Raw genomic sequence first — 22,660 nt, forward strand, 5'->3', positions numbered from 1 at the left:
CATGAAGCCCGAGCACATGAAGCTGCTGCGGGATAAGTTCTGGCGCCTGAACAACCTCTACTTCATCACGGACAAGCAGGGCAAGAAGGTCCGCTTCCGGATGACGGACGAGCAGATCGAATACTTCGAGGGGATGCACACCCGGAACATCATCCTGAAGGCCCGGCAACTTGGCTTCACCACCGAATGCTGCATCATCCAACTGGACGCGGCGCTGTTCGAGTCGGCCAAGTGTGCGCTGATCGCTCACACCCTGAACGACGCCAAGCGCCTGTTCCGGGAGAAGGTGAAGTACGCCTACGACAACCTGCCTGCTGAGATTCGCGCTGCCAACCCTGCGAGTAATGACGCCGCCGGCGAGCTGGTCTTCAGCAAGGGTGGTTCGCTCTACGTCAGCACCTCGTTTCGGGGCGGCACGCTGCGTTACCTGCACGTATCCGAATTCGGAAAGATCTGCGCCAAGTTTCCGCACAAGGCGCGGGAGATCGTCACCGGCGCCTTCGAGGCTGTCGCCACCGATTGCTTCGTCACGATTGAGTCGACCGCGGAGGGCAGGGCGGGCTACTTCTTCGATTACTCGCAGAGCGCGGAGCGCCAACAACTGGCCGGCGTGCCCCTGGGCTTGCTGGACTGGAAGTTTTTCTTCTTCTCTTGGTGGAAGAACAAGGCCTATTGGCTTGACCCGACTGACGTCGTCATCCCGCAGCGCCTGACCGACTATTTCAACGACCTGTTCGCCAAGCACGGAATCGACACAAACCCAGGCCAGCGCGCCTGGTACGCGGCGAAGGAGAAGACGCTCGGCGACGACATGAAGCGGGAATACCCGTCCATCCCTGTCGAAGCCTTCCAGCAGTCGGTCGAGGGAGCTTACTACGCCCAGCAGTTGACGAAGCTCTACGCGCAGCAGCGCATCGGCGTGATCCCGAACAACAGCCACCTACCGGTAATGACCTTCTGGGACATCGGCGTCGGCGACTCAACTGCCATTTGGTTCGTGCGCCAGGTCGGCGAAGAGTTTCACGTCATCGATTACTACGAGAACAGCGGCGAAGGCCTGCGGCACTACATGAAGGTGCTCAAGGACAAGGGCTACACCTACTCCGAACACTGGGGGCCGCACGACATCGATAACAGGGAGTTCGGCAGCGACGCCAAAACCCGTCGGGAGCTGGCCCGCGAGGGCTACGACATCGACGGCCAGAAATACAGCATGACTTTCCAGGTCGTGCCGAAGCTCGGCGTCAACGATGGTATCGAGCAGGTGCGGGAGATCCTGCCCAAGTGTGCTTTCGATGACTCGAAGTGCGAGCAGGGGGTCTCCTGCCTTGAGAACTACCGCAAGGAGTGGGACGACAAGCGCGGCTGCTGGAAAGACAAGCCGCTGCACGACTGGACCTCTCACGGCTCCGACGGATTCCGGTACTTCGCTGTCGCCAAGAGCGCTAGGAAACCGGTCAAATCAATCAAAATGGGATTCGCACGCTAATGGCAGACGTCACATACACCCGCCCGGAGTACGACGCGGCACAGTCCCGTTGGCGGCTGGTGCGCGACGTGTGCAAGGGCTCCGAGACGGTCAAGGGGCGCGGCGATGTTTACTTGCCCAGGCCCAACAAGCACGACACCAGCCCTGAGAACCTTGAACGGTACAAGTCGTACAAGCAGCGGGCCGTGTACTACAACGCTACCGGGCGCACGAAGCACAGTCTGGTGGGGGCCGTGTTCCGCACCTGGCCAACGCTGACTGTCCCCGGCGCACTAGATTACGTCGCCACGGACATCGACGGGCAGGGCGTGAGCGTTTATCAGCAGTCGCAATCGGTCATCGGGCACCTGCTCGAGGTTGGTCGGCACGGTTTGCTGGTTGACTATGCCGCGGTGCAGGCCGGTACCGTGAGCAAGGCGGACGAACAGGCGGGTCGCGCTCGTGCAAGCGTTGCGAGCTACCCAGCCGAGTCGATCAGGAACTGGAAGACCCGTAAGGTCGGCGGTCAGCACTTGCTGAGCCTGGTTGTGCTGCAAGAATCCGTAGATGTCGACACCGATGACGGCTTCGGCAGCGAAAAGGTTACCCAGTACCGGGTGCTACGCCTGGACGAGACCGGCGTGTACACCCAGGAGGTGTGGGAAGAGGGAACAAGCCAGACGGCTATGATTATCCCGCCATTCACCCCCCTGAATGGCGCGGGCCAGCCTTGGCGGATCATCCCGTTCCACTTCCTTGGTAGCGAAAACAACGACACCAGCATCGACGACGCGCCGCTGTATGACATGGCGGTGCTGAACATCGGTCACTACTGCAACAGTGCGGACTATGAGGACTCTGTCTGGTTCTCTGGTCAGCCGCAGTTCTGGATCTCCGGACTGGACGAAGCCTGGCGCGATCACCTTGAGGCAAATGGCATTTATGTCGGCTCCAGGGCGCCGCTGACGCTCCCGGCCAATGGATCGTGCGGGTTTGCTCAGCCCGAGCCGAACACGCTTGTGAAGGAGGCCATGGACGCCAAGAAACAGGACATGGTGTCCCTCGGCGCCCGCCTGATCGAACGTGGTAGCGCGGTGAAGACCGCAACCCAGGCCGACAACGACAGTGCAGCCGAACACAGCGTGCTTTCCCTGGTGGTGAGCAACGTCAGCGAAGCGTACAGCCAGTGCCTGGTTTGGATGGCTGAGTTCGTGAACGCGCCCGGCGATGTGGTCTATAAGCTCAATCAAGACTTCAGCCAGATTACGCTGGACGCAACGATCCTTGCTGCGCTGTTCAATGCGGTGCAGGGCGGCAAGCTGCCTGAAGGCGACTTCTGGCAGTACCTGCGTGATCGCGGCGTGATTAACCCAGAGAAGACGGACGACGACATCCGGGGCGAACTGGAGGCGCAAAGCACTGGGCCTGACCTGGATGACGACGAGGTAATTCCGAATGGCGGCAAACCAAGCAATCCTTGACGCCACTATCCGGCACGCCGTCTTCCTGGAGCAGCTGAAGTCGGGTGAGGTGGCAAAGTTCGCGCCGTTTCTCAAGGAGATCGACCGCTCGATTCGTGAGCGACTGACCCGGGCAGACCTGACGGATTACACCGTCGCGCGGCTGGAGCGGCTGCTGAGCGAGGTTGATAGCCTGCTGCTGGGCATCTTCGACCGGTACAGCGAGAAGCTGAACCTCGACCTGGTGGATATCGCCAACTACGAGGCCGAGTTTGAAGCGACCAGTTTGACCCGGGCGGCACCGGTAGGCGTCACCTTCGACGCGGCGGTGCCAGGTGCGGCGGCAATCAGGGCGGCAATCCTCACCAATCCGCTCAGCGTGCGCGGTGCCGACGGCGGAAAACTGCTCAAGTCGTTCATTGATGGCTTCACCACAATTGAGCGGCAACGCCTCACAGGCGCGATCAGGCAGGGCTTCTTCGAAGGCCAGACGAACTTCCAGATCATCAAGAATATTCGCGGTACCAAGGCGCTCCAGTACAACGACGGCATCCTGGCCACCACCAACCGCAACGCCGGCGCCATCGTGCGGACGGCGGTGCAGCACGTAGCCACCCAGGCGCGCATGGAGACGCTGAAGGAGAACGCCGACGTCGTGCAGTCCGTGGAGTGGGTCAGCACCCTGGATTCGAAAACCACCAGCCAGTGCCGGACGCTCGATAAGCGCCGGTTCAAGCTGACTGAAGGGCCGAGGCCGCCGATCCACATCAACTGCCGCTCAACGGTGGTGGCTGTGACGCGCTTCAGCGCCTTATTCGCCAAGGACGCCACGCGGGCATCCATCGGCGACGGTGGTGCCAAGCAGGTGAGGGCAGACCTCAGCTACTACGACTGGCTCAAGCAGCAGCCAGCAGCGTTCCAAGACAAGGCCATCGGCCCGGTCCGCGCCAAACTTTTCCGCGAAGGCGGCCTAAGTATCGAGCGATTCTCCGAGCTGCAGCTTGATCGCAACTTTTCACCTCTGACCCTTGTGCAGATGAAGGCGCTTGAGCCTTTGGCGTTCGAGAGGGCGGGCATCAAATAACCTGGAGACACCCATGACCAAGCACTTCATCGGCACCAAAATTGTTTTGGCGCTGGCAATGACCCGGCTCGCGTACAACGAATACCGTGGATGGCAGCTACCAGACGACGAGAACGGCGCCGATGACGGCTACCTGGTCGAGTACACCGACGGTGGCGCTCCAAATCATCAAGACCACGCCGGGTACATCAGTTGGTCGCCCAAGGCTCAGTTTGACGCCGGCTACGTTGAGGTTGGCGATGTTGGGCATCTGCCTCCGCATCAACAGCGCGTGATTGCCGAGCGCGAGCAATTGGCCGACCGCATCCAGAAGCTGGAAGCGTTCCTGCACACCGATCTGTGCGCCAGCCTGCCTGATGATGAGCAACAACTGCTCAAGATGCAGGCCGATGCAATGGTGCTGTACCTCGGCATCATCAACACCCGAGCTTCTAAGTTCGCCTGATCGTAACTCAATTCCAAATGCCGGCCATGAGCCGGCTTTTTCATGTCTGCGGGCAGGGCCTGCAAATCGTCTCTGGGAGACAAGCAAATGGGTTTGAAATATCAGCTGGACACTCTTGACGGTCTCGATGACTCCGTTAAATCGCTCTACACCGAGAAGGAAGGCAAGTTTGTCCTCGGTATCGAAGGCCTGCCGCAACCAGAAGACGTATCTGGCCTGAAATCCAAGGTCCAAGAGTTGCTGGACGAGAAGAAGGCCGCCGATAAGGCGCGTAAGGATGCCGAAGACCAGGCCCGCCTGGAGCGTGAAGAAAACGCTCGTAAGTCCGGCAACGTCGAGGAGCTCGAAAAGTCCTGGTCTGAAAAGTACAACCGCCGCGAAGCTGAGCTGAACGGCATGCTGGAACAGGAGCGTGGAACGCTGAGTACTCAGATCCGGGATCTGACCGTCGGCCGTACCGCTACTGATATCGCGTCCGCTCTGGCAATCCCAGGCAGCGCCAAAGCCCTGTTGCCGCACATCGAGCGCCGTCTGAGCGTCGAGCAGCGGGACGGGAAGCCTGTTGTGGTCGTCCTCGACCAGCAGGGCAAGCTCTCGGCGGCATCGCTGGATGAGCTGAAAGCAGAATTCGCAAACGACACGGCCTTCGCGCCGTTGATCGCGGGCAGTAAGGCGTCCGGCGGCGGGGCTGCTGGTGCTGGAGGTGGCGGCGGGGCCGCAAAAGGAAAAATCGGCGGCACCAAAGAGGAACGACAGGCCGCGATCGCGAGCCGGTTCCCGGATCTCCCTCTCAAGTAAGGAAATAACCCATGTCTCTGTCTCAAATGCAGGTCTTCAACGACTTCGTCATGCCTGCCACCCTGGAAACGCTCGATCAGATGACCGATGCGTTCAACCAAGCCAGCAATGGCGCCATCGTCCTGTCGCCGAATGGCTTCACCGGTGACTACCTGCAGGAGTCGTTCTTCCAGAACCTGGCTTCCGCCCAGCGCCGTGTTGATCGTTACGCGCCTAACTCCGCAGTCAGCGCAACCGACCTGACCGAGCTGAAGAATACCTCGGTGAAGATAGCCGGTGGCTTCGGCCCGGTTCGTTACGAGCCTTCGCAGATGACTTGGTTGCAGCGCCCAACCGCGCAAGGCATCGAGGTTGCCAGCCGTGCGTTCGCCGAGATTCTGCTGAAGGATCAACTGAACACCGCCATCGCAGCCCTGGTAGCTGCGATCACCGCTCAAGCGGCGGCTGTGAACGATGTGTCGGCAACCGCTGGCATCACCCAGGCTGGCCTGAACAACGCTCACGCGAAGTTCGGTGACGCGAGCCAGAACCTGGTAGCCCAAGTGATGCGCGGTAGCACCTGGCACAAGCTGATCGGCCAGGCCATCGCCAACTCCACCAACCTGTTCGTCGCGGGCAACGTTCGCGTCGTAGACATCCTGGGCAAAGTGTCCGTGGTAACCGATGCTCCTGCACTGTTGCAGGCCGGCACCCCGGACAAGGAAATCATCCTCGGCCTGTCCACCGGTTCGGCGCTGGTCCACGACAACCGCGACATCATCTCGAACGTGTCCACCGACAACGGCAAGACCCGCATCGAGACCACTATTCAGGTGGATTACACCTTCGGCCTGGGCCTGAAGGGTTACACCTGGGATACCGCCGCCGGCGGGGCATCGCCAACCGACGCCGAGCTGGGTACCGGTACCAACTGGGACAAAACCGCCGCCAGCATCAAGCACACCGCCGGTGTGGCTCTGATCGGCGATGCCTCCAAGTAACCCCAGCAGCTGAGTCGGGCCCAGTGCCCGGCTTGGCGAGGAAACGATCATGAGCAACAAGAACATCTGGTATCTGCCTGGCCCTTTCCACCAGTACCAGGAGGATGTGAAGGCGCTCGCCAAGGCGAATGGCTTGCGCATCATCGACGCGAGCGCTACCGAAAGTCGTGAAGATGCTGCCGACGAAGTGCCCGACGTGACTATCAAGGAACTGCCTACCGTGCTGCTGATCGGCGGCGGTAATTCCAGTGTCGATATCGACGCCTTCCGCGCCGAGCTTGAGTCTGTCGGCCTGATCGTCGAGTCATTCGCTGATCAGACGCTGGTGCGCCCCGAAGGCGATCTTGGCCCGATCGCTGATCGCCTGTTTCAGGTGTTCGAAGCGGTAAATGCCGGTGTGGAAAGCCTCATCCGCGAGCGTGACGGTGAAGCTGAAAAAGTCAGGGCTCTGCAACTGCAGGTGGACGACCTTCTCCAGCAGGCAGCCAAAGCTCGCCTGGACGACTCGGACGGGAAGGAAATCGCCGAACTGAAGGCTAAGCTCGACGAAGCGAAGGTGCCATACCGGGCCAACGCCTCGAAAGAATCCTTGGAAAAGCTCGTCGCTGATCTGCCCAAGGCGTGATAATGCTGGCTGCCGGTGATCCGGTGGCCGATCTCAAACCATTCCAGCGAGTTGACGCATGACACTCATCATCGAGGACGGCACCGGCAAGCCTGACGCCGAAAGCTACGCGAGTGCCGAGGACTTGGCCCTGTATGCCGTTAAATTCGGTACGGTCATTCCCGCGGGTATTCCTGAGCAGGAAGCATTGCTTCGCCGGGCCGCCTTGGCGATGGATGGCAAAACCTGGAAAGGCCGCAAGATGAGCAGCGAGCAAGCCCTGTCCTGGCCGCGCCGGGGTGTTGAACTGGACTGCCAGATCAAGCCAGACAACTACCTGCCGGCGCGGATCCAGTACGGCCAGATGGCCTTGGCCGCCGAGATCCATCAGGACGACATCGACCCAATCGACAAGCGCAAAGGTGCTGTAACGCTGGAGCGTGTCGAAGGCGCGGTAACACGCGAGTACGCCACGATTTCCAACACCAGCGGTCGACTGTTGCCGGCGGCTCCGGATCGCCCGAGCGCAACCCAGTTTGCCGACTACCTACAAAAGCGCGGGCTGTTCGCCGTACGCGCATAGACACAACGGAGACCACCATGGCCACCTTCTACGACGAAATGGCCGTGATGGCTCTGGAGATGATCACAGAGTTCGGCCAGCCCGTGACCATCAGTAAGACGGAGCCCGGAGAGTACGACCCTGAGACGGGCGGCGAAGCACCGGGTGCTACTGTCGAGCAAACCGCCCCAGGCATCCTGCTCGACTTCACCGGCCTTGAATTCCAAAACAACAGCCTCATCCGGCAGGGCGACAAGAAGCTCAAGATCGCCGCGCAAGGATTGGCTTGGGTACCGGGTCTGCTCGACAAAGTCGTAGCCCAAGGCCGCACCTGGTCAATCGTCCCGCCGCTGAAAGAGGTCAACCCGGCCGGCACGCCCATCTTGTATGAGCTGCAGGTGCGGTCGTGAGCCGCGCGGGTGCCGGGCAGTCCGGCAGTTTCGCACTGAGCCTGGCCGAGTTCGCCGCCCAGGCGAGTGAAGCAATTGACGCGAGCCTGCGCGAGATCATCATCGAGATCGGCAGCAGCATTATTCGCATGTCACCGGTGGGCAACCCTGAGATATGGGCTGCCAACGTTGCTCATCGAGAGGCCAACTCCCGCGCTGCCGATGACTACGACTTCAAAGTCGCCGTCCGCAACACGCTCATCAACCTGAACGAGTCGAATTTCACGAAGGCCGGCAATCTCAAGCGAGGCGTGAAATACGCCAAGCCTCTGACGAAGACCGAGCGCGACCAGAATTTCAACGTGAATGGCCTGGTCGCCGGTCAGGACTATGTCGGCGGGCGCTTTCGGGCGAACTGGAATTTCTCCATCGGCTCTGTCGACAACAGCTTCCGCATTCACCCGGACCCAACAGGGGCGGAGGCGACCGCAAGGCTTGTCGCGGGTGCCATTGAGTTCAAGGCCGGGCAAACGGCTTTCATCGTCAACAACTTGCCCTACGCAATCCCGCTGGAGTTCGGCCATTCCACTCAGGCCCCCGGCGGCATGGTTCGGGTCACCGTGGCTCGCTTCCAGCAGATCGTGCTGGAGGCCATAAGGAATAACCAGGTATGAAGTTTGAAGACGTACCGGTTCGGCCGGTGATGCGCTACACGCTTTGTGAATGCGGCGGAAGGCTGGTGCAAGTCGAAAGCGCCCCTGTGCTGCTGTCGTTTCCTGCGCAGTACCTGCACCAGTGTGGAGTTTGCGCTCGACGGCAAAGTTTGCGGGGCGTATCGCCTGCGCTTGTGTACGAGGTGGCCTGATGTCGCACGCAATCATCGCCTCGATCTACGAAGCCAAGCTCATCGCTTGGAACGCTGCCAGGTCGGACAAGCTCAAGATCGTTTTCGAGAACACGGCCTATGCGCCAGCTGAAGGCGAGACCTACCTGCGAGCCTTCACCATCCCGGGCGACACCGCGAGCAACACGCTCAGTGGCGACCACAGGCTGTTCACCGGGGTGTTCCAGGTCAGCATCATCGCGCCGGCCGGTACCGGCAAGGCCAAGACGAACCCGCTTGTCGCTGACCTGACCGGTTTGTTCCCGCTGTATGCCAGGGACACGAAGGGCGCGGTCACCGTGGCGACCATGTCGCCAGTTGACCCAGGGCCCGGCATCACAGGCGATTCAACTTATACCGTTCCTGTCTCGTTCTTGTACCGAGCCGACACCAACTGATCCCGCCCATTGGGCAAACCCAGAGACCCGCCATTGAGCGGGTTTTTTCACATCTGCAAAGAGGAAATACCCCATGGGCTACAAACTCCCGAATGGCGGCACCTTCCAGCACGCCGCAACCTACGCGACCGCACTGGCGTTCACTGCTATCAGCAACGCCGCCGAGGCCGTTGCCACTGTTGTCGGCAGCACCATCGCTGCCGGCGATATTGTTCTGTTGACGTCTGGCTGGAGCAAGCTGGATAGCAAGGTGGTGCGCGTGAAGGCAGCCACGGCCACGGCGATTACCCTAGAAGGCATCGACACTACCGACACGCAGGTCTATCCGGTCGCTGGCGGCGCAGGCACGATGCGCAAGGTGCTGACCTGGGTGCAGATCCCGCAAATCTCCGACGTGGCCTTCTCCGGTGGCGAACAGAACTACCTGGATGTGGTGTTCCTCGAGGATGACCAGGGCAAGCAGATCCCCACCGACAAATCGGCAGCAAGTATGGTGCTCACCATCGCCGACGATCCGGCCCAGGCGTTCAACGGGGTGCTACTGAAGGCGGACGCCGGCAAGCAGATCGAAGCGGCGCGCCTGAACCTGCCCGGTAACGACACCCTGCTGTACGGCACCTACACGTCGTTCTCCAAGCAGCCAGCGGTGTCCCGCAACAACCTGCTGACCCGTACCGTCAGCTTGGCGTTGCAGGCTGAGCCGACCCGCTACCTGACTGCGGTGGTGTAACCCATGGCTAAGATCCGTATTGCGCAAAAGGCTACGTTCAATGCGCCCGTGCTGATCCCGATCGTCGGCAGCGAACCCGAGAAGGTCGAGTTCACTTTCAAGTACCGGGATCGCACCGAGCTTGCCGCTCTGTTCGATGAATGGAACGAGGCGCGGAACAAGGCGCGGGCCGCGCTGGGCGACAAGCCTTCTTGGTCGGAAGTGGTTGCCGTGGACACCGAGCAGCAAACCCAGCAGATCAAGGACCTGGTAGTCGGCTGGGGCTTCGATGACGAATACAGCGACGACAACATCGTCGCATTCGTGAAGTCCTGCCAGGGTGCCGCCGAGGCGGTCGTTAAGGCCTACGAAGGCGCATACAGCCAGGCCCGCCTGGGAAACTAACTGACGCCGCCCGCGCTATGTACTCGCCGAGCGTGCCCGACACGATTATCGGCATGTTCGGCCTTGCCCCTGGCGATCTGGTTGAAGAAGTGGAGGTCTGGCCCTGCAATTGGCCTGCCTTCCTCCTATTCAACCGAATGTCCACCCAGTGGCGAGCAGGCGCCGGCGGCGCGATCGGTCTCGACTACAGCTGCATCCGCGACGTGGCCGGCTTCCTTGGCATCAAGAAAAAGAAACTCGCTGAAATATTCCCGGACGTTCAGGTGCTGGAAGGCGAAGCCCTGCGCGTTATGGCGGAGGAAAGGGAAAACAGCCCGTAACCACGGGCACTTATTCAAGGTGAGTCGATGAACATTGCAGAACTCGGCGTCAAGATCGACTCGGCCGATGCAATCCAGGCAAAAACCAACCTGGATGATATGGCGAAGGCCGGCGGCCGGGCCGAGCAGTCCGCCGTTTCGCTGATGAACGAAATGCAGGCGCTGGAGAAGTCGCTGTCGAAAGGTGCGACCACCACTCAGGAGCTGACAAAGCAGCGCGAGGCCCTGACCAAACTCACGAAGACCGGGGCTTATGGCGAGGCTGAGTTTGCCAAGATCACCGCCCAGCTCGACAAGCAGCAGGTAGCGCTGGCCAAATCGACCCTGGACGAACAAAAGGCCTTGAACAGCCTGCTGGGCGCCATCGACCCGGCGCGCGCCGCCGTGGCAAAGCTCGACACCCAGGTTGAGCAGTTGGGCAAGCACCTCGACGCTGGGCGCATTAGCCAGGAGCAGTACAACTCGGCCCTGGGCAAGATCGACAAGGACTACGCGAAGCTCGAAAAGACCGCCACTGGTTTCGACAAATTGCGCCTCGGCACCCGCCAGGCGCAGGAAAACGTCACGCAACTGGGCAACGCGCTGTCCTCTGGTGACTGGGGGAGCGGCGTTCGTGCGGTTCTCCAGCTAGGCGCGGGGGCTGGCGCATCGGCTGCCGGCCTTCTGGCCATGCTGGCGCCTATTGCCCTGGCGACAGGCGCCGTCGCCGCTCTCGGGGTCGCCTACTACAAGGGCAGTGAAGAACAGGATAAGTACAACGAATCACTGATCCTCACCGGCAACTACGCCGGCGTCAGTGCCGGGCAGCTTGGCGATATGGCTCGCCAGGTGAGCGCTACCGTGGGCACCACTGGGCAGGCCGCCGAAGTCCTGGCCCTGCTGGCTGGCAACGGCAAGATCGCCGGCGAGAGTTTTACCGGCATCACCCAGGCTGCCGTGTCGATGCAGGAGGCGACTGGCAAGGCAGTGGGCGAGACGGTTGCTGAGTTTTCCAAGCTGGCAGACGACCCGGTCAAGGCGTCTGCTGCGCTGAATGCGCAGTATCACTACCTGACCGCCTCGGTCTACTCGCAGATCGCCGCGTTGGAAGAGCAGGGCGACCATGCGGGCGCCGTGAAGCTTGCGACCGAATCCTATGCCGACGCGATAAACGAGCGCACGCCGAAGATTCTGGAAAATCTGAGTTTCTGGGAGAGGGGTTACAACGCAGTAGCCCGCGCCGCCGACAATCTCAAGAACATCGGCAGGCCGGATATCAGCTCGGACATTGAGCAGGCGCGGCGAAATTTGGCCGGCGCCCAGTCAGGCGATATCGGCGCATTCCAAAACCAGAAGGAGATGATTGAGCTCTACACCGATCAGCTCAGTATGCTTGAGGATCAGCGTGACGCTGAAGCCGATATCGCCAAGTGGGAGGGGGAGCGGAAAAAATCCCAGCAGGCCGCCATCACAGCGATGGAAAAGGTTGATGCTCTCACCAAATCCTCCTGGACCAACGAGCAGAAGCGCACGGATGCCCTGAAGGAGTACAAGAAACAGCTCGACGATATCCGCAAGGAGAACCCGAACGACTCCCGGCTCAATCAGGCGGCGATCGACAAAAATATCTCCAACATCAATGCCAAGTTCAAAGATTCGAAAGCGGCCAGCAATCAAACCGACCTGACCGGTTTTAATGATGCCAAGAACAACCTGTCGGCAATCCTTGGAGAGTACAAAAACGCCCAGAAGGAACTGGACGCTGCGCAGAAAGCCGGCCTGATCTCCCAGGAAGACTACGCCCTGAAGCGCGAAGCTTTGATCGGGAACGAGCGCGATGAGGTGACGGCGGCCTACGAGGCCGAGATTGCTGCGCTTGAGGCCGTCAAGGCCAAGTCCAGCACTTCGGCTGCGCAGCGTATCCAGATCGATCAAAAGATCGCAGACGCCCGCACGGGCATGGTCAAGGCGCAGAAGGATGCGGACAGCCAGCTTGAGGTATTGGCCGTCAACGAAACCGGGCGTCTTGCCAAGCAGGAGCGGGCAATCACCTCCTATGTGCAGGCGCTGGGTCAGCAGCAGCGAGCTTTGGAGTTGGCCGGCCAGCGCGCAGTTCTGGGTGTTGGCCAGGGCGATCGCCAGAACGCGCTCAACGGCGAGCTGAACAGCCAGCAAGACCGCTTTGCCCAGCAGTCGCTGGAGCTGGAAAACCAGCGCTCCGATCCTTCGCGCAATATGTCGGATGAGGAGTTCCGCCGTAAATCCAAGGCCCTGGCCGATGCGAACACGGCGGCAACCGACCAGATCCGCCAGAACTACGCGGATGTAGAGGCTGCCCAAGGCGATTGGACCAAGGGCGCGACCTCGGCCTGGGCCAACTATCTGGATTCGGCGCAGAACGTGGCCGGCCAGACCAAGGCCTTGTTCGGCAACGCGTTCAGCTCTATGGAAGATGCGGTCGTCAACTTCGCCATGACAGGCAAGCTGTCGTTTGCGGACTTCACCAAGTCGATTCTGGCGGATATGGCAAGGATCGCCACGCGCCAGGCGGCGTCGGGGCTGCTCAGCTCCCTTGTGGGGGTAGGGATATCTGCGGTCGGCTCGTACTTCGGTAGCGGGCCGACCTCGGCGGGTTCTACCGCAGCAGGGTATAGCCCCGACACCATCAACACCTGGGCCGCCACTCAGGCCAACGGCGGCGCCTGGAGTTCAGGCGTGCAGATGTTTGCCGATGGTGGGGCGTTCACCAACTCCATCGTCAGCAAGCCCACGGCGTTCGGCATGGCCGGCGGCAAGAGAGGGATCATGGGCGAGGCGGGGGAAGAGGCGATCATGCCTCTGGCTCGAACGTCCAGCGGCAAGCTTGGGGTCGTCGCTGTGGGTGGCGGTGGCGGGACATCGATCAGCCTCAGCATGCCGATCATGCTCATGACCGATGAGGAATCAGGGCGGCCGGAGGGCGCGGAGCTCGACACCGAGGCCTTCCAACGCAACATGCAGGAGCGCATGCGCAGCGTTGCGAAGGAAGAAATCGTCAAGTCCTGGCGCCAGGGCGGTATCAGTAACCGAAGCGCGAAGGGATGACCAATGGCACTCGAAACATTCAAATGGAAGATAGAGAAGGGCGCGGAGGGCGATGTTACCCAGCGCGTCCGTACCCAGCAGTTCGGCGATGGCTACGGCCAGTCGGTGTCGGATGGCATCAATAACGAACAGCAGTCGTGGCCGATCAGCCATACGGGCAGTGCTGCCAGGATCAAGGAGATCATCGACTTCCTTCGTCGGCATAAAGGCGCGAAGGCGTTTCTCTGGACGCCGCCCCTGGGCCAGCTTGGCCTTTACAAGTGCAACGGCTTCAAGCCGATCCACCGGGGTGGCTCCGCTTACAGCCTGACCGCCACCTTCGAGCAAACCTTTCACCCTTAAAAGGGCAATCCTGATGGCATTAATCGCGGACATCCAGAAGCTGGAGCCCGGCGGGGAAGTGCGGCTGTTTGAAATTGATGGCAGCGAGTACGGCGCCGACATTCTGCGCTTCCACGGGCATGCGATCCCGCACACCCCGGCAGAGCTGGCGCTTTACGCAAACTCACCCGATGAGCTGCCGGCCAAGCCGATCTGGTGGCAGGGCAACGAGTACGCGGCTTGGCCGGTGCAGGTCGAAGGCATCGGGTCGGACAGCGACGGTACGGCCGCACGGCCGGTGTTCAGCGCGGGCAACGTCAACGGGCGCGTTACAGCGCTCTGCCTAGCCTTCGAGGACTTGGTGAAGTTCAAGCTGACAATTCGCGAAACCCTGGCCCAGTACCTGGATGCCGCGAACTTCCCCGAAGGCAACCCCACCGCAGACCCTACGCAGGAGGCGCTGGACATCTGGTACATCGACCAGAAGACCGGCGAAGACGGCGAGGTGGTGCAGTGGGATCTGTCATCCCCGGGCGAGATCGACGACCACGGGTTGCCCGGTCGCCAGATGACGACCATGTGCCACTGGGCCATGACCAATGGATACCGTGGGCCTGACTGCGGCTACACCGGCGCGGCCATGTTCGATGACGAGGACAGCCCCACGGATGACCCTGCCAAGGACCAATGCAAGGGATGCCTGTCCTCATGCAAGCTCAGATTTGGCGAAAATGAAGAGCTAAATTTCGGTGGATTTCCGGCTGTGAATTTGATCAGCAGGAGCTGATACAATGCGGTGTGCAGCTAGGGTCGCCCCCGAAAAGCCAATACCTAACTGGCCTGCTGCGCTCCTCATGTTAGGTTTCATACTGTAGGGGTGTGAAATGCCAAAGCTTATTGATTTGACGGGCGAGCGGTTTGGCCGGCTTACCGTGGTCACGAAATCTACAGATAAATCTCAATTTAAGAGTACGTCGGCAAGATGGTATTGCCTGTGCGATTGCGGCAACGAGAAAGCATATGCGGCTCAGGCGCTCCGCAAAGGCGTGACACAATCATGCGGATGTCTCGATGCCGAAGTAAAGAAAAAGCACGGTATGTATGGCACTCCAACGTATCGCTCTTGGAATAGCATGATCGCTCGCTGTACAAATCCCGAAGCACCGAACTTTGCCAACTATGGCGGCTCTGGGATCTTGGTTAATGAGCGGTGGAGAGACTTTGCCAATTTTTTCGAAGACATGGGGCTAAGGCCAGAGGGCACCACTCTCGACAGGAAAGATTCGGGTGGAAACTATGAGCCCGGCAACTGTCGATGGGCCACGGACAAGCAACAGCAAAGAAATAAAAGCAGCAATCACATGCTGACAGCTAACGGGGAAACTCGGTGCATATCGGAGTGGGCAGAGCTTACCGGGATCAAAAAAGTAACTATACGAGCCAGGGTCCGGAAGGGTTGGACTCACACTGCCGCGGTAAATACGCCGCCAGAGCCAAGGCGAAGCAGAACCGCCGAATGAAAAGGAGCCCACAGAAATGTGGGTTTTTTTATGCGCAAACATTTGTTAAAAGCCATTCAAATTCATGCAGAGGAGTGTTATCCCGCCGAGTCGTGCGGTCTGCTCCTCTCCATTGGGCGCAAGCAGAAGTATTTCCCCTGCCGGAACATCGCCACGGAGCCGAACGAAGAGTTCCGGCTCGACCCGGAGGACTACGCCGCGGCGGAAGACCTGGGCGAGGTGATTGGCATTGTCCACTCACACCCAGACGCCACCAGCCGGCCTTCACCGCGCGACCTGGCCATGTGCGAGGCCACAGCCTTGCCCTGGCATATCCTGAGTTGGCCCGAAGGCGATCTACGGACCATCACGCCCGCCGGCGACACGCCGCTGCTCAATCGCCCATTCGTCCACGGTGCTTGGGATTGCTGGCAGGTTTGCGCTGACTGGTACAAGCGCGAGTGGGGGATTGAGTTCGAGGCGTTCACGCGCGAAGACGGCTGGTGGGAGCGGGCAGACGGCCCGAGCCTGTACGAGCAGGCTTATGAGGCTGCCGGGTTCGTGCGGGTGGATCAGCCGCAGCGGGGCGACATGATCGTCATGGCTGTTGGCCGGACGGCTCACCCGAACCACGCCGGGATCTACCTCGGCACAGGTGCGGGGTTACCGGGCGAAGAGTCAGGTGCATTCGGCCCTGGGCCTTTCATGCTGCACCACATGTACGGCCGGCCGAGCGAGATCATCGTCTTCGGTGGGCCATGGATGGACCGAACACGCCTGATTCTCAGGCACAAAGCTGCTCAGTCCAGTTCGCCCAGTGAATAGGTAGAAAATCCGCTCTTGGTTAGATGGGTGACTTGCACCGATCCGCCTATGTAAACGCGGTCTTTGACCTTCTCGTCCTCTTGTCTTGCCTGGGCGCGCATTATTTCTGGGGCGGAGTGCGGGAAAGCGTTCCAGTCTATGCCAGTTCGGTCAACCAGTTTCGGCTTGTGCCCCAGACCGTATTTCAACCTTTCGGATCTAAAATCCGACTCTGATCGATAGGCAAATCCATGAATTACTCCAGCATCGTCGGAGAGCCCGAAGTGATAGACAGTTGCCGTCTGCTGATGGAGGGCGGGGAACTGAGCATTCAGTTCTCCCCAGAGGGATTGAAGGGCCTCGGTCGCATGAGCATCGACCGCATCTACATTGAGGGAAGCACCTTGATAATTCACAAGGCCGATCCAGCGGTTGAAAAGCAGGGCGGAGCCTGTCGCTGCAATGATCATGCGCATGTGTGGGATGGCAAAGGTCTTACTGGTGAAGCCTGGGGGCGTGTCGACGGAATAATGTAAAAGCGTATCTGTGGCCACAATCGCTTCGTTTTCGTCCGTGTAGAACAACAGCGATGACATATGCCCTCCTGGCCGGATTTCGAGAGTGGGGAGGCTACTACCGCTTCCAGAACAGCCGTTACTGACATTCCATCCACGCTGGATGCTTGGACAGGACTGAGCGGGAAGTGATGTCAAATTGACCTCACTCAACCGCGACTGTAGATTCCTCTGTGGAAGAGCAGCTCGCCCTCTGCGGGCGAGCAAGAGAAAACCACTCACTGAAGGGAATCAAGTTGGCTAAATTTATGTGGGGCGTCACCATCTTTATGTCATTGATTGGTGCAATTGTGGGCTTCGGTGGAATGTACGCGGCAACTAGTGCGCCGCAAGAAGCCGCTGCAGCTGCAATGGGCTTGACTTGCGCAGTGATTCCGTACTGCATTGCTCGGGCATTCACTGAGCTGCGCTCGCTGTAAAGTTGGAAGCAAACTTATAAAGCCCGGCCCCGCGCTGGGCTTTTTGCATCCCTCCCTCAGTGCTACAGTCCCGCCAAACCAAAGAGGGAACGACATGCGAATTTTGGTAGTAGGTACGGCACTACTGGCGTTTGCGGCGTATTCAGGAATAGCGCTTGCTGCAAAACCATCGGATGAAACGCTAAGTTACTGCACTTCCGTTTCAGAAATGGCCGCCTCGATCATGAAAAATCGGCAAAATGAAGTTTCAATGGCCAAAATGATGAAAGCCACTGCTGGAGACCCTTCCGTCGACGCGCTTGGAGCGGAAGTCATCAAGGATGCCTACAGCACTTCGGCGTTCCGCACGGAGGAAAACCAAAAAAGGGCGGTAAGCGAATTTGAAAATAAATGGTTTTCTATATGCCTGAAGGCGAAAGACAAATGAAAGCATTGAATTTTTCGCGAAGATTGACTCGGGTCGCCATGATTTGCATATCAATGGCGATGCTGGCGGGGTGCGCATCCATGAGCGAGAAGCGCGCAGATGGCCCATCTAGTAGCTTTGCCAGCAAGAAGAGCGTCAGTCAGGTATCTGAATGTGTGCTCTTCGCTTGGCAGGATCAATCGTTGGCAGGTTCTCATATTGATGCGTCTCTCCAGCCGCTCCGTGATGGTGGGAAGACGGTAGTCAGTGCCGGACAAGTTGAATTTGCAGATTTCAAGCCCGCCAATGGCGGAACAAAGGTTGATATTTACTTTCAGTCAGGCCTGATGGATTGGCGAAAGAACAGAAGAATTGAGGCAGTGAAAGGCTGCCTTTGACACGATAGCCGCCTCGCAGGGCGGCTTTTTTATGCCCGGAGAAAGCTATGTCTGCACATGCAATTGAGTACACCTCCAAGACCAGAATCTTCTTGGGAGGATCGCTTGGCAGAAAGTTTGGGCGTGAGCACAGCTTTCAGCTCGACACGGGGAGCGTGCGAGAGATGGTAAAGGCCATCGATGTCAACCACCCAGGGTTTGCCAATGAACTGGCAAGCGCGAAGATGCAGGGGCTTGAGTTTGCCGTTTTCCGCAACAGGAGGAATGTTGGGGAGGATGAACTTGACTTGGCAGGGAGCCGAGAAATTAGGCTAATCCCGGTAATCTGCGGCAGCAAGCGCGGCGGGATATTGCAGACTGTTTTGGGGGTGGCGCTCATCGTCGCAGCCTCTATAGCAAGCGGAGGAGTGGGGGCCGCTTTCGCGGCTGGGTCTGGCGGGTGGGGCATCACTGCCGCAGTTGGTGCGTCCATGGCTATCGGCGGCGTTATCCAAATGCTCAGCCCTCAGGCCAAAGGCCTCAAGACCAGCGCAGCCCCTGAGAACACCCCCGGCTACGCCTTTGGCAGCGCCAAGAACACCACCGCATCCGGCAACCCTGTCCCGTTGTGCATTGGCCGGCGGCGCTGGGGTGGCGCGATTATCAGTGCTGGGATTTATGCGGAGGATCAGATGTGAGCATGTTGGTCAACGAGCCTAATGAGCCAATGGTCCAAGCTGCGCTGGAGCACCTGGATTACCTGCGGGCTTCATGTCGGATCAATTTGAATTATTACATCGATGAGAGAGTTATCGCTGATCTGTACCGGATGATGGAGGCTGTTCGGGTGCGAAGTGCTCAGCCTCAAAATTAGCGATAAAGCTTTGATTTCTTTCAAGGGCGTCCTGAGCCGCTTGGTCTAGATAACCGCTATCAAATTCATACCGACCCACACCCCAGTCAGTGCCGCCCAATGAGCGACGATTGATAGGGCGCATACAGATTGCAGCGTTGGCAAGCAATATGCCAGCCCTAGCGATCTCCCAGGCGATCAGCTCAAGGTCCTTCTGTGTGTAATTGCGGCTTTCAGGAGGTTGTCCTGGTTTAGCTTTCAGCGAGTTTGTAGCTAGCCCGTCCTCACCCTTGGTAACTGCCCACTGCCAGTGGGCGACAGCGTTTCTCTTCGGAATTGATTTGGTAAAGTCAGTGAGTCCCTGCAGGAGAGAGTGGTGCAAGGTGGCCGGACGGATTCGGTGAATTTCAGATTTGATTACGGTAATCATTTTTTCTGCATTCAGATTGGCCTTTGATACAAGCAAATACATCTGGTCTTGGTCGAGCGACATGACTGCACGAAAAATATCGTGAATGGAGCGCTCGCATTCTGAGTAGTTGACCATGACCTGGCCTATTTCTCTAAGTAGTTCCGGCTGCGGCCCAATTTGGTACTTCATGCGACGCTCCAAGTCATTGCGCCCATGTAACTGAGCATCCTAAAAAACGGAACGCTACTACTTCAGTATCAGTTGGTGCCACTGGGGTTTCATCCACGCTGTACAGATACCCACACCGCCCGAGAGGCGGTTTTTTATTGCCTGGAGGAAAGCATGGGCGCAGCACGCAAGATCGACATCCACGGCGAGAAAGGCGGATCGGAGAAGCCCAAGACGCCAACCGAGGCCCCTGACAGCCTGCGCTCCATCGCTGTCGCCAAGATGCTGATCGCGGTGGGCGAAGGGGAGTTTGATGAGCGAATTCCGACGGCGCGGGATATCTACCTCGACAACACGCCCTTGCAAGACCCTCAGGGCAACATGAACTTCCCGAACGTCAAGTTCGAGTGGCGCACCGGCTCTGTGGATCAGCGCTATATCCAGGGCATTCCTTCAGTCGAGAATGAAACCACCATCAGCACTGAGCTGCGCAGTGGCACGCCGTGGGTTCGGGCGATCAGCAACACCGACCTGTCGGCGGTGCGCCTGCGCTTCGCCTGGCCCGCGCTTCAGTCCGTAGACAGCAAGGGCAACATCAAGGGTTACCGGATTGAGTACAAGGTTGAGCTGGCAACCGATGGTGGCGCCTATCAGCAGGTGCTGAGCGATGCGGTAGACGGCAAGACCACCAGCACCTACGAGCGCACCCGCCGCATTGATCTGCCGGCCGCGTCCAGTGGCTGGCTGATCCGCGTCACCCGCATCACGCCAAACCAGAACAACAACAAAATCGCCGACACCATGCAGGTTGCCGGCTTCACCGAGGTGATTGACGCCAAGCTGCGCTACCCGAACACCGCATTGCTCTACATCGAATTCTCGGCGGAGCAGTTCCGCAACATCCCGGCGGTCACCGTCGACTGCCGCGGGCGTAAGTGGCAGGTTCCCAGCAACTACGATCCAGAGAGCAGGACCTACAGCGGGATTTGGGACGGGACTTTTAAGCAGGCCTGGACGGACAATCCGGCTTGGGTCACCTACGGCATCACGGTCAACGACCGCTTTGGCCTTGGCCGCCGGATCAAGCCCTGGCAAGTCGATAAATGGGAGCTGTACCGGATTTCCCAGTATTGCGACCAGATGGTCCCGGACGGCAAGGGCGGCATGGAGCCGCGATTCATCTGCAACTTGAACCTCCAGGGCAAGGCTGATGCCTGGTCGCTGCTGCGCGACATCTCGTCGATTTACCGGGGCATGACCTATTGGGCCCAGGGCCAGGTGTTTACACTGGCCGATATGCCGCGGGCGACGGACTTCGACTTTGCCTACACCCGGGCCAACGTCATCGATGGCAAGTTCAGCTACAACAGCGCCTCCGAGCGCACACGCTACAGCCGCGCCCTCATCAGCTACGACAACCCGGGTAACAACTACGATACCGACGTCACGTCCGTGACCGACCCGAAGCTACAGCGGCGCTATGGCGACAACCCACTGGAGCTGAGTGCAATTGGTTGTACCCGCGAGTCTGAAGCCCAGCGCCGCGGCAAGTGGGCGCTGCTGACGAACTCCAAAGATCGGGCCATTTCCTTCAAGGTCGGCCTGGACGGGCGCATCCCGCTGCCTGGCTACGTGATCCCGGTGGCGGATGAGTTGCTGGCGGGCCGGGCGGTGGGCGGGCGCATTTCAGCGGTAGCGGGGCGGGTTATTACCCTGGACCGTGACACACAGGCCAAGGCCGGTGATCGCCTGATTCTCAACCTGCCTAATGGCAAGTGCGAGGGCCGCACCGTGCAACTGGTCAGCGGCCGCGCTGTGACCGTGACGACCGCTTACTCCATGGCGCCAGAGCCGCAGCTTGTTTGGGCGCTGGATGCTCCAGACCTGGCCATTCCACTTTACCGGGTCACCAGTGTTTCGCGGCCCGATCCAGGTGTGTTTGAAATCACGGCGATTCAGTACGACCCGAGCAAGTTCGCTCACATTGACACCGGCGCGCGGCTTGAAGAACGCCCGATCAGCGTGATTCCCATCAGCGTTGTCCCGGCCCCGGCCAGCGTAACGCTAACGTCGAACTCTGCCGTGGATCAGGGTTTGGCCGTGACCACCATGACCATTGCCTGGCCTTCGGTGGCGGGTGCCGTGGGCTATGACGTGGAATGGCGTAAGGACAATGGCAACTGGGTCAAACTGCCCCGTACCGGCGCCTTGGGCGTGGACGTGGTCGGCATCTACGCGGGGGCTTATCTGGCCCGGGCGCGCGCCGTCAGCGCTTTCGAGATTTCGTCAGTCTGGAAGGATTCGCTGCTGACCCAGCTCAACGGCAAGGTGGGCCTGCCGCCGGCGGTGTCCTACTTGACCACCACCAGCCTCCTGTTCGGCATCGGCCAAAAGTGGGGCTTCCCTGCGGGTGCCGAGGACACCCAACGCACGGAGATCTGGTACGGGCCAACGCCAAGCCTTTCGGCGGCAACCAAGCTGGCCGACCTGTCCTACCCACAAAGCGAGCACTCGATGCAGAGCTTGCAGGCGGGCGCGCAGTTCTTCTTCTGGGCGCGGTTGGTGGATCGCACCGGCAACATCGGGCCGTTCTACCCGACTGGGGCCGGGGTGATGGGGCAGGCGAGTTCTGAGGCGGGGCCGATTCTGGACCTGCTGGCGGGCAAGATCACCGAAGCGGAGCTGGGCGAGCACTTGATCGGCGAGATCGAGAAAATCCCCGGGCTGCAAACCCAGATCGATGCGCTGGACGAGAGCTACGACCCAACCAAGACCTACGTGAAGAACGCCATCGTGCGCCAGGGCCAGTTGCTGTACCAGGCCAAGGGGCCGGTTCCGATCAACAAGCCACCACCGAACGCCACGTACTGGCTGGACGTGGGGCAGTCGGTCGAATCCGCCAACGGCTTGGCCCAGCAAGTGGCCACGAACACCACGGACATCGCCACGGTCGATGGCAAGGTCACGGCGCAATCGTCATCGTTCAATGCTCTAAGGGCTTCGTGGCGGGATAGAAATGATGGCGACGCGGCAATGGATGACGCGCTCAATGGCTGGGAAAGCGCGGCGGCAATTGCCAGGGAAGAGCTGGCCCGGGCATCTGAAAATGAAGCGCTCGCCCAGCGCACCATCACGCTGGACGCCAAGGTAGGCGACAACGCGGCGAACCTGACCACGCTGGAGAAGGTGGTGGCCACCAATGAGCTGGCGATGTCGCAAAGCCTTGTCCAGCTCTCGGCCGAAGTGGGCGACAACAAG

At 59.7% G+C, this 22,660-nt stretch carries 26 protein-coding genes; 24 read left to right on the plus strand and 2 right to left on the minus strand.

Annotated elements, in window-relative coordinates; all coding sequences use genetic code 11:
• Position 1 precedes the first annotated feature (1 nt).
• The 19 genes from CKW13_RS20305 to CKW13_RS20395 all read left to right on the plus strand — a co-directional run bounded on the left by CKW13_RS20305 (position 2) and on the right by CKW13_RS20395 (position 16,213).
• Complete coding sequence (locus tag CKW13_RS20305) at positions 2-1,489, plus strand: terminase (protein WP_095110553.1); 1,488 nt, start codon at positions 2-4, stop codon at positions 1,487-1,489.
• Complete coding sequence (locus CKW13_RS20310) at positions 1,489-2,949, plus strand: DUF4055 domain-containing protein (protein ID WP_095110554.1); 1,461 nt, start codon at positions 1,489-1,491, stop codon at positions 2,947-2,949. Before CKW13_RS20305 ends, CKW13_RS20310 begins: the two co-directional genes overlap by 1 nt.
• The gene (locus CKW13_RS20315; RefSeq protein ID WP_095110555.1) at positions 2,924-4,012 is read left to right on the plus strand and encodes a minor capsid protein; all 1,089 of its coding nucleotides are present in this window, start codon (positions 2,924-2,926) and stop codon (positions 4,010-4,012) included. Before CKW13_RS20310 ends, CKW13_RS20315 begins: the two co-directional genes overlap by 26 nt.
• A 13-nt stretch (positions 4,013-4,025) precedes the next feature.
• A complete protein-coding gene (locus CKW13_RS20320) occupies positions 4,026-4,457 on the plus strand; it encodes a hypothetical protein (RefSeq protein WP_095110556.1) in 432 nt (143 codons plus the stop codon).
• Between the two features lie 87 nt (positions 4,458-4,544).
• Positions 4,545-5,255 carry a hypothetical protein gene (locus CKW13_RS20325; RefSeq protein WP_095110581.1) on the plus strand — a complete coding sequence of 237 codons (711 nt, stop codon included), beginning with the start codon at positions 4,545-4,547 and terminating at the stop codon, positions 5,253-5,255.
• Positions 5,256-5,266: 11 nt separating this feature from the next.
• Positions 5,267-6,235, plus strand: coding sequence for a major capsid protein (locus tag CKW13_RS20330; protein ID WP_095110557.1), 969 nt, complete (start codon positions 5,267-5,269; stop codon positions 6,233-6,235).
• A gap of 49 nt (positions 6,236-6,284) precedes the next feature.
• Entirely contained in the window at positions 6,285-6,860 is a 576-nt protein-coding gene (locus CKW13_RS20335) for a hypothetical protein (protein ID WP_095110558.1), read from the plus strand.
• A gap of 58 nt (positions 6,861-6,918) precedes the next feature.
• Entirely contained in the window at positions 6,919-7,422 is a 504-nt protein-coding gene (locus tag CKW13_RS20340) for a DnaT-like ssDNA-binding protein (RefSeq protein WP_095110559.1), read from the plus strand.
• 17 nt (positions 7,423-7,439) lie between these two features.
• A complete protein-coding gene (locus CKW13_RS20345; protein WP_095110560.1) occupies positions 7,440-7,811 on the plus strand; it encodes a hypothetical protein in 372 nt (123 codons plus the stop codon).
• Positions 7,808-8,464, plus strand: a complete 657-nt coding sequence (locus CKW13_RS20350; protein ID WP_095110561.1) for a hypothetical protein — start codon at positions 7,808-7,810, stop codon at positions 8,462-8,464. Before CKW13_RS20345 ends, CKW13_RS20350 begins: the two co-directional genes overlap by 4 nt.
• Positions 8,461-8,655, plus strand: a complete 195-nt coding sequence (locus tag CKW13_RS20355; RefSeq protein WP_095110562.1) for a hypothetical protein — start codon at positions 8,461-8,463, stop codon at positions 8,653-8,655. The genes CKW13_RS20350 and CKW13_RS20355 overlap by 4 nt, the downstream gene beginning before the upstream one ends.
• A complete protein-coding gene (locus CKW13_RS20360) occupies positions 8,655-9,071 on the plus strand; it encodes a phage tail terminator-like protein (RefSeq protein WP_095110563.1) in 417 nt (138 codons plus the stop codon). The genes CKW13_RS20355 and CKW13_RS20360 overlap by 1 nt, the downstream gene beginning before the upstream one ends.
• Positions 9,072-9,144: 73 nt before the next feature.
• Positions 9,145-9,801, plus strand: coding sequence for a phage tail protein (locus tag CKW13_RS20365; RefSeq protein ID WP_095110564.1), 657 nt, complete (start codon positions 9,145-9,147; stop codon positions 9,799-9,801).
• Between the two features lie 3 nt (positions 9,802-9,804).
• On the plus strand, positions 9,805-10,185 hold the full coding sequence (locus CKW13_RS20370) for a phage tail assembly chaperone (RefSeq protein WP_042572017.1): 381 nt from the start codon (positions 9,805-9,807) through the stop codon (positions 10,183-10,185).
• A gap of 17 nt (positions 10,186-10,202) precedes the next feature.
• A complete protein-coding gene (locus CKW13_RS20375; protein ID WP_095110565.1) occupies positions 10,203-10,505 on the plus strand; it encodes a DUF1799 domain-containing protein in 303 nt (100 codons plus the stop codon).
• A 27-nt stretch (positions 10,506-10,532) separates the two neighbouring features.
• Positions 10,533-13,568 (plus strand): phage tail tape measure protein, encoded by a 3,036-nt coding sequence (locus CKW13_RS20380; RefSeq protein ID WP_095110566.1) that lies wholly within the window; start codon positions 10,533-10,535, stop codon positions 13,566-13,568.
• Between the two features lie 3 nt (positions 13,569-13,571).
• Positions 13,572-13,910, plus strand: coding sequence for a phage tail protein (locus CKW13_RS20385; protein WP_095110567.1), 339 nt, complete (start codon positions 13,572-13,574; stop codon positions 13,908-13,910).
• Positions 13,911-13,923: 13 nt separating this feature from the next.
• Positions 13,924-14,676 (plus strand): phage minor tail protein L, encoded by a 753-nt coding sequence (locus tag CKW13_RS20390; RefSeq protein ID WP_095110568.1) that lies wholly within the window; start codon positions 13,924-13,926, stop codon positions 14,674-14,676.
• A 763-nt stretch (positions 14,677-15,439) separates the two neighbouring features.
• Complete coding sequence (locus CKW13_RS20395) at positions 15,440-16,213, plus strand: C40 family peptidase (protein ID WP_095110569.1); 774 nt, start codon at positions 15,440-15,442, stop codon at positions 16,211-16,213.
• Here CKW13_RS20395 and CKW13_RS20400 read toward each other — a convergent pair.
• A complete protein-coding gene (locus CKW13_RS20400) occupies positions 16,189-16,788 on the minus strand; it encodes a hypothetical protein (RefSeq protein WP_095110570.1) in 600 nt (199 codons plus the stop codon). The genes CKW13_RS20395 and CKW13_RS20400 overlap by 25 nt on opposite strands.
• A 152-nt stretch (positions 16,789-16,940) precedes the next feature.
• On the opposite strand from CKW13_RS20400, the gene CKW13_RS20405 reads away from it, so the two are divergent.
• The 4 genes from CKW13_RS20405 to CKW13_RS20415 all read left to right on the plus strand — a co-directional run bounded on the left by CKW13_RS20405 (position 16,941) and on the right by CKW13_RS20415 (position 18,667).
• On the plus strand, positions 16,941-17,186 hold the full coding sequence (locus tag CKW13_RS20405; RefSeq protein ID WP_176465146.1) for a hypothetical protein: 246 nt from the start codon (positions 16,941-16,943) through the stop codon (positions 17,184-17,186).
• A 94-nt stretch (positions 17,187-17,280) separates the two neighbouring features.
• The gene (locus CKW13_RS24280) at positions 17,281-17,613 is read left to right on the plus strand and encodes a hypothetical protein (protein WP_141234001.1); all 333 of its coding nucleotides are present in this window, start codon (positions 17,281-17,283) and stop codon (positions 17,611-17,613) included.
• Positions 17,610-17,990, plus strand: a complete 381-nt coding sequence (locus tag CKW13_RS20410) for a hypothetical protein (RefSeq protein ID WP_218192066.1) — start codon at positions 17,610-17,612, stop codon at positions 17,988-17,990. The genes CKW13_RS24280 and CKW13_RS20410 overlap by 4 nt, the downstream gene beginning before the upstream one ends.
• Positions 17,991-18,037: 47 nt before the next feature.
• Complete coding sequence (locus tag CKW13_RS20415) at positions 18,038-18,667, plus strand: tail assembly protein (RefSeq protein ID WP_095110571.1); 630 nt, start codon at positions 18,038-18,040, stop codon at positions 18,665-18,667.
• 111 nt (positions 18,668-18,778) lie between these two features.
• On the opposite strand, the gene CKW13_RS20420 is transcribed toward CKW13_RS20415, so the two are convergent.
• Complete coding sequence (locus CKW13_RS20420) at positions 18,779-19,423, minus strand: hypothetical protein (protein ID WP_095110572.1); 645 nt, start codon at positions 19,421-19,423, stop codon at positions 18,779-18,781.
• Positions 19,424-19,576: 153 nt separating this feature from the next.
• Here CKW13_RS20420 and CKW13_RS20425 point away from each other — a divergent pair.
• A partial coding sequence (locus tag CKW13_RS20425) for a host specificity protein J (RefSeq protein ID WP_095110573.1) occupies positions 19,577-22,660 on the plus strand: 3,084 nt, incomplete at its 3' end.

It is taken from the genome of Pseudomonas sp. Irchel 3E20, from assembly GCF_900187645.1.
Taxonomy (GTDB): domain Bacteria; phylum Pseudomonadota; class Gammaproteobacteria; order Pseudomonadales; family Pseudomonadaceae; genus Aquipseudomonas.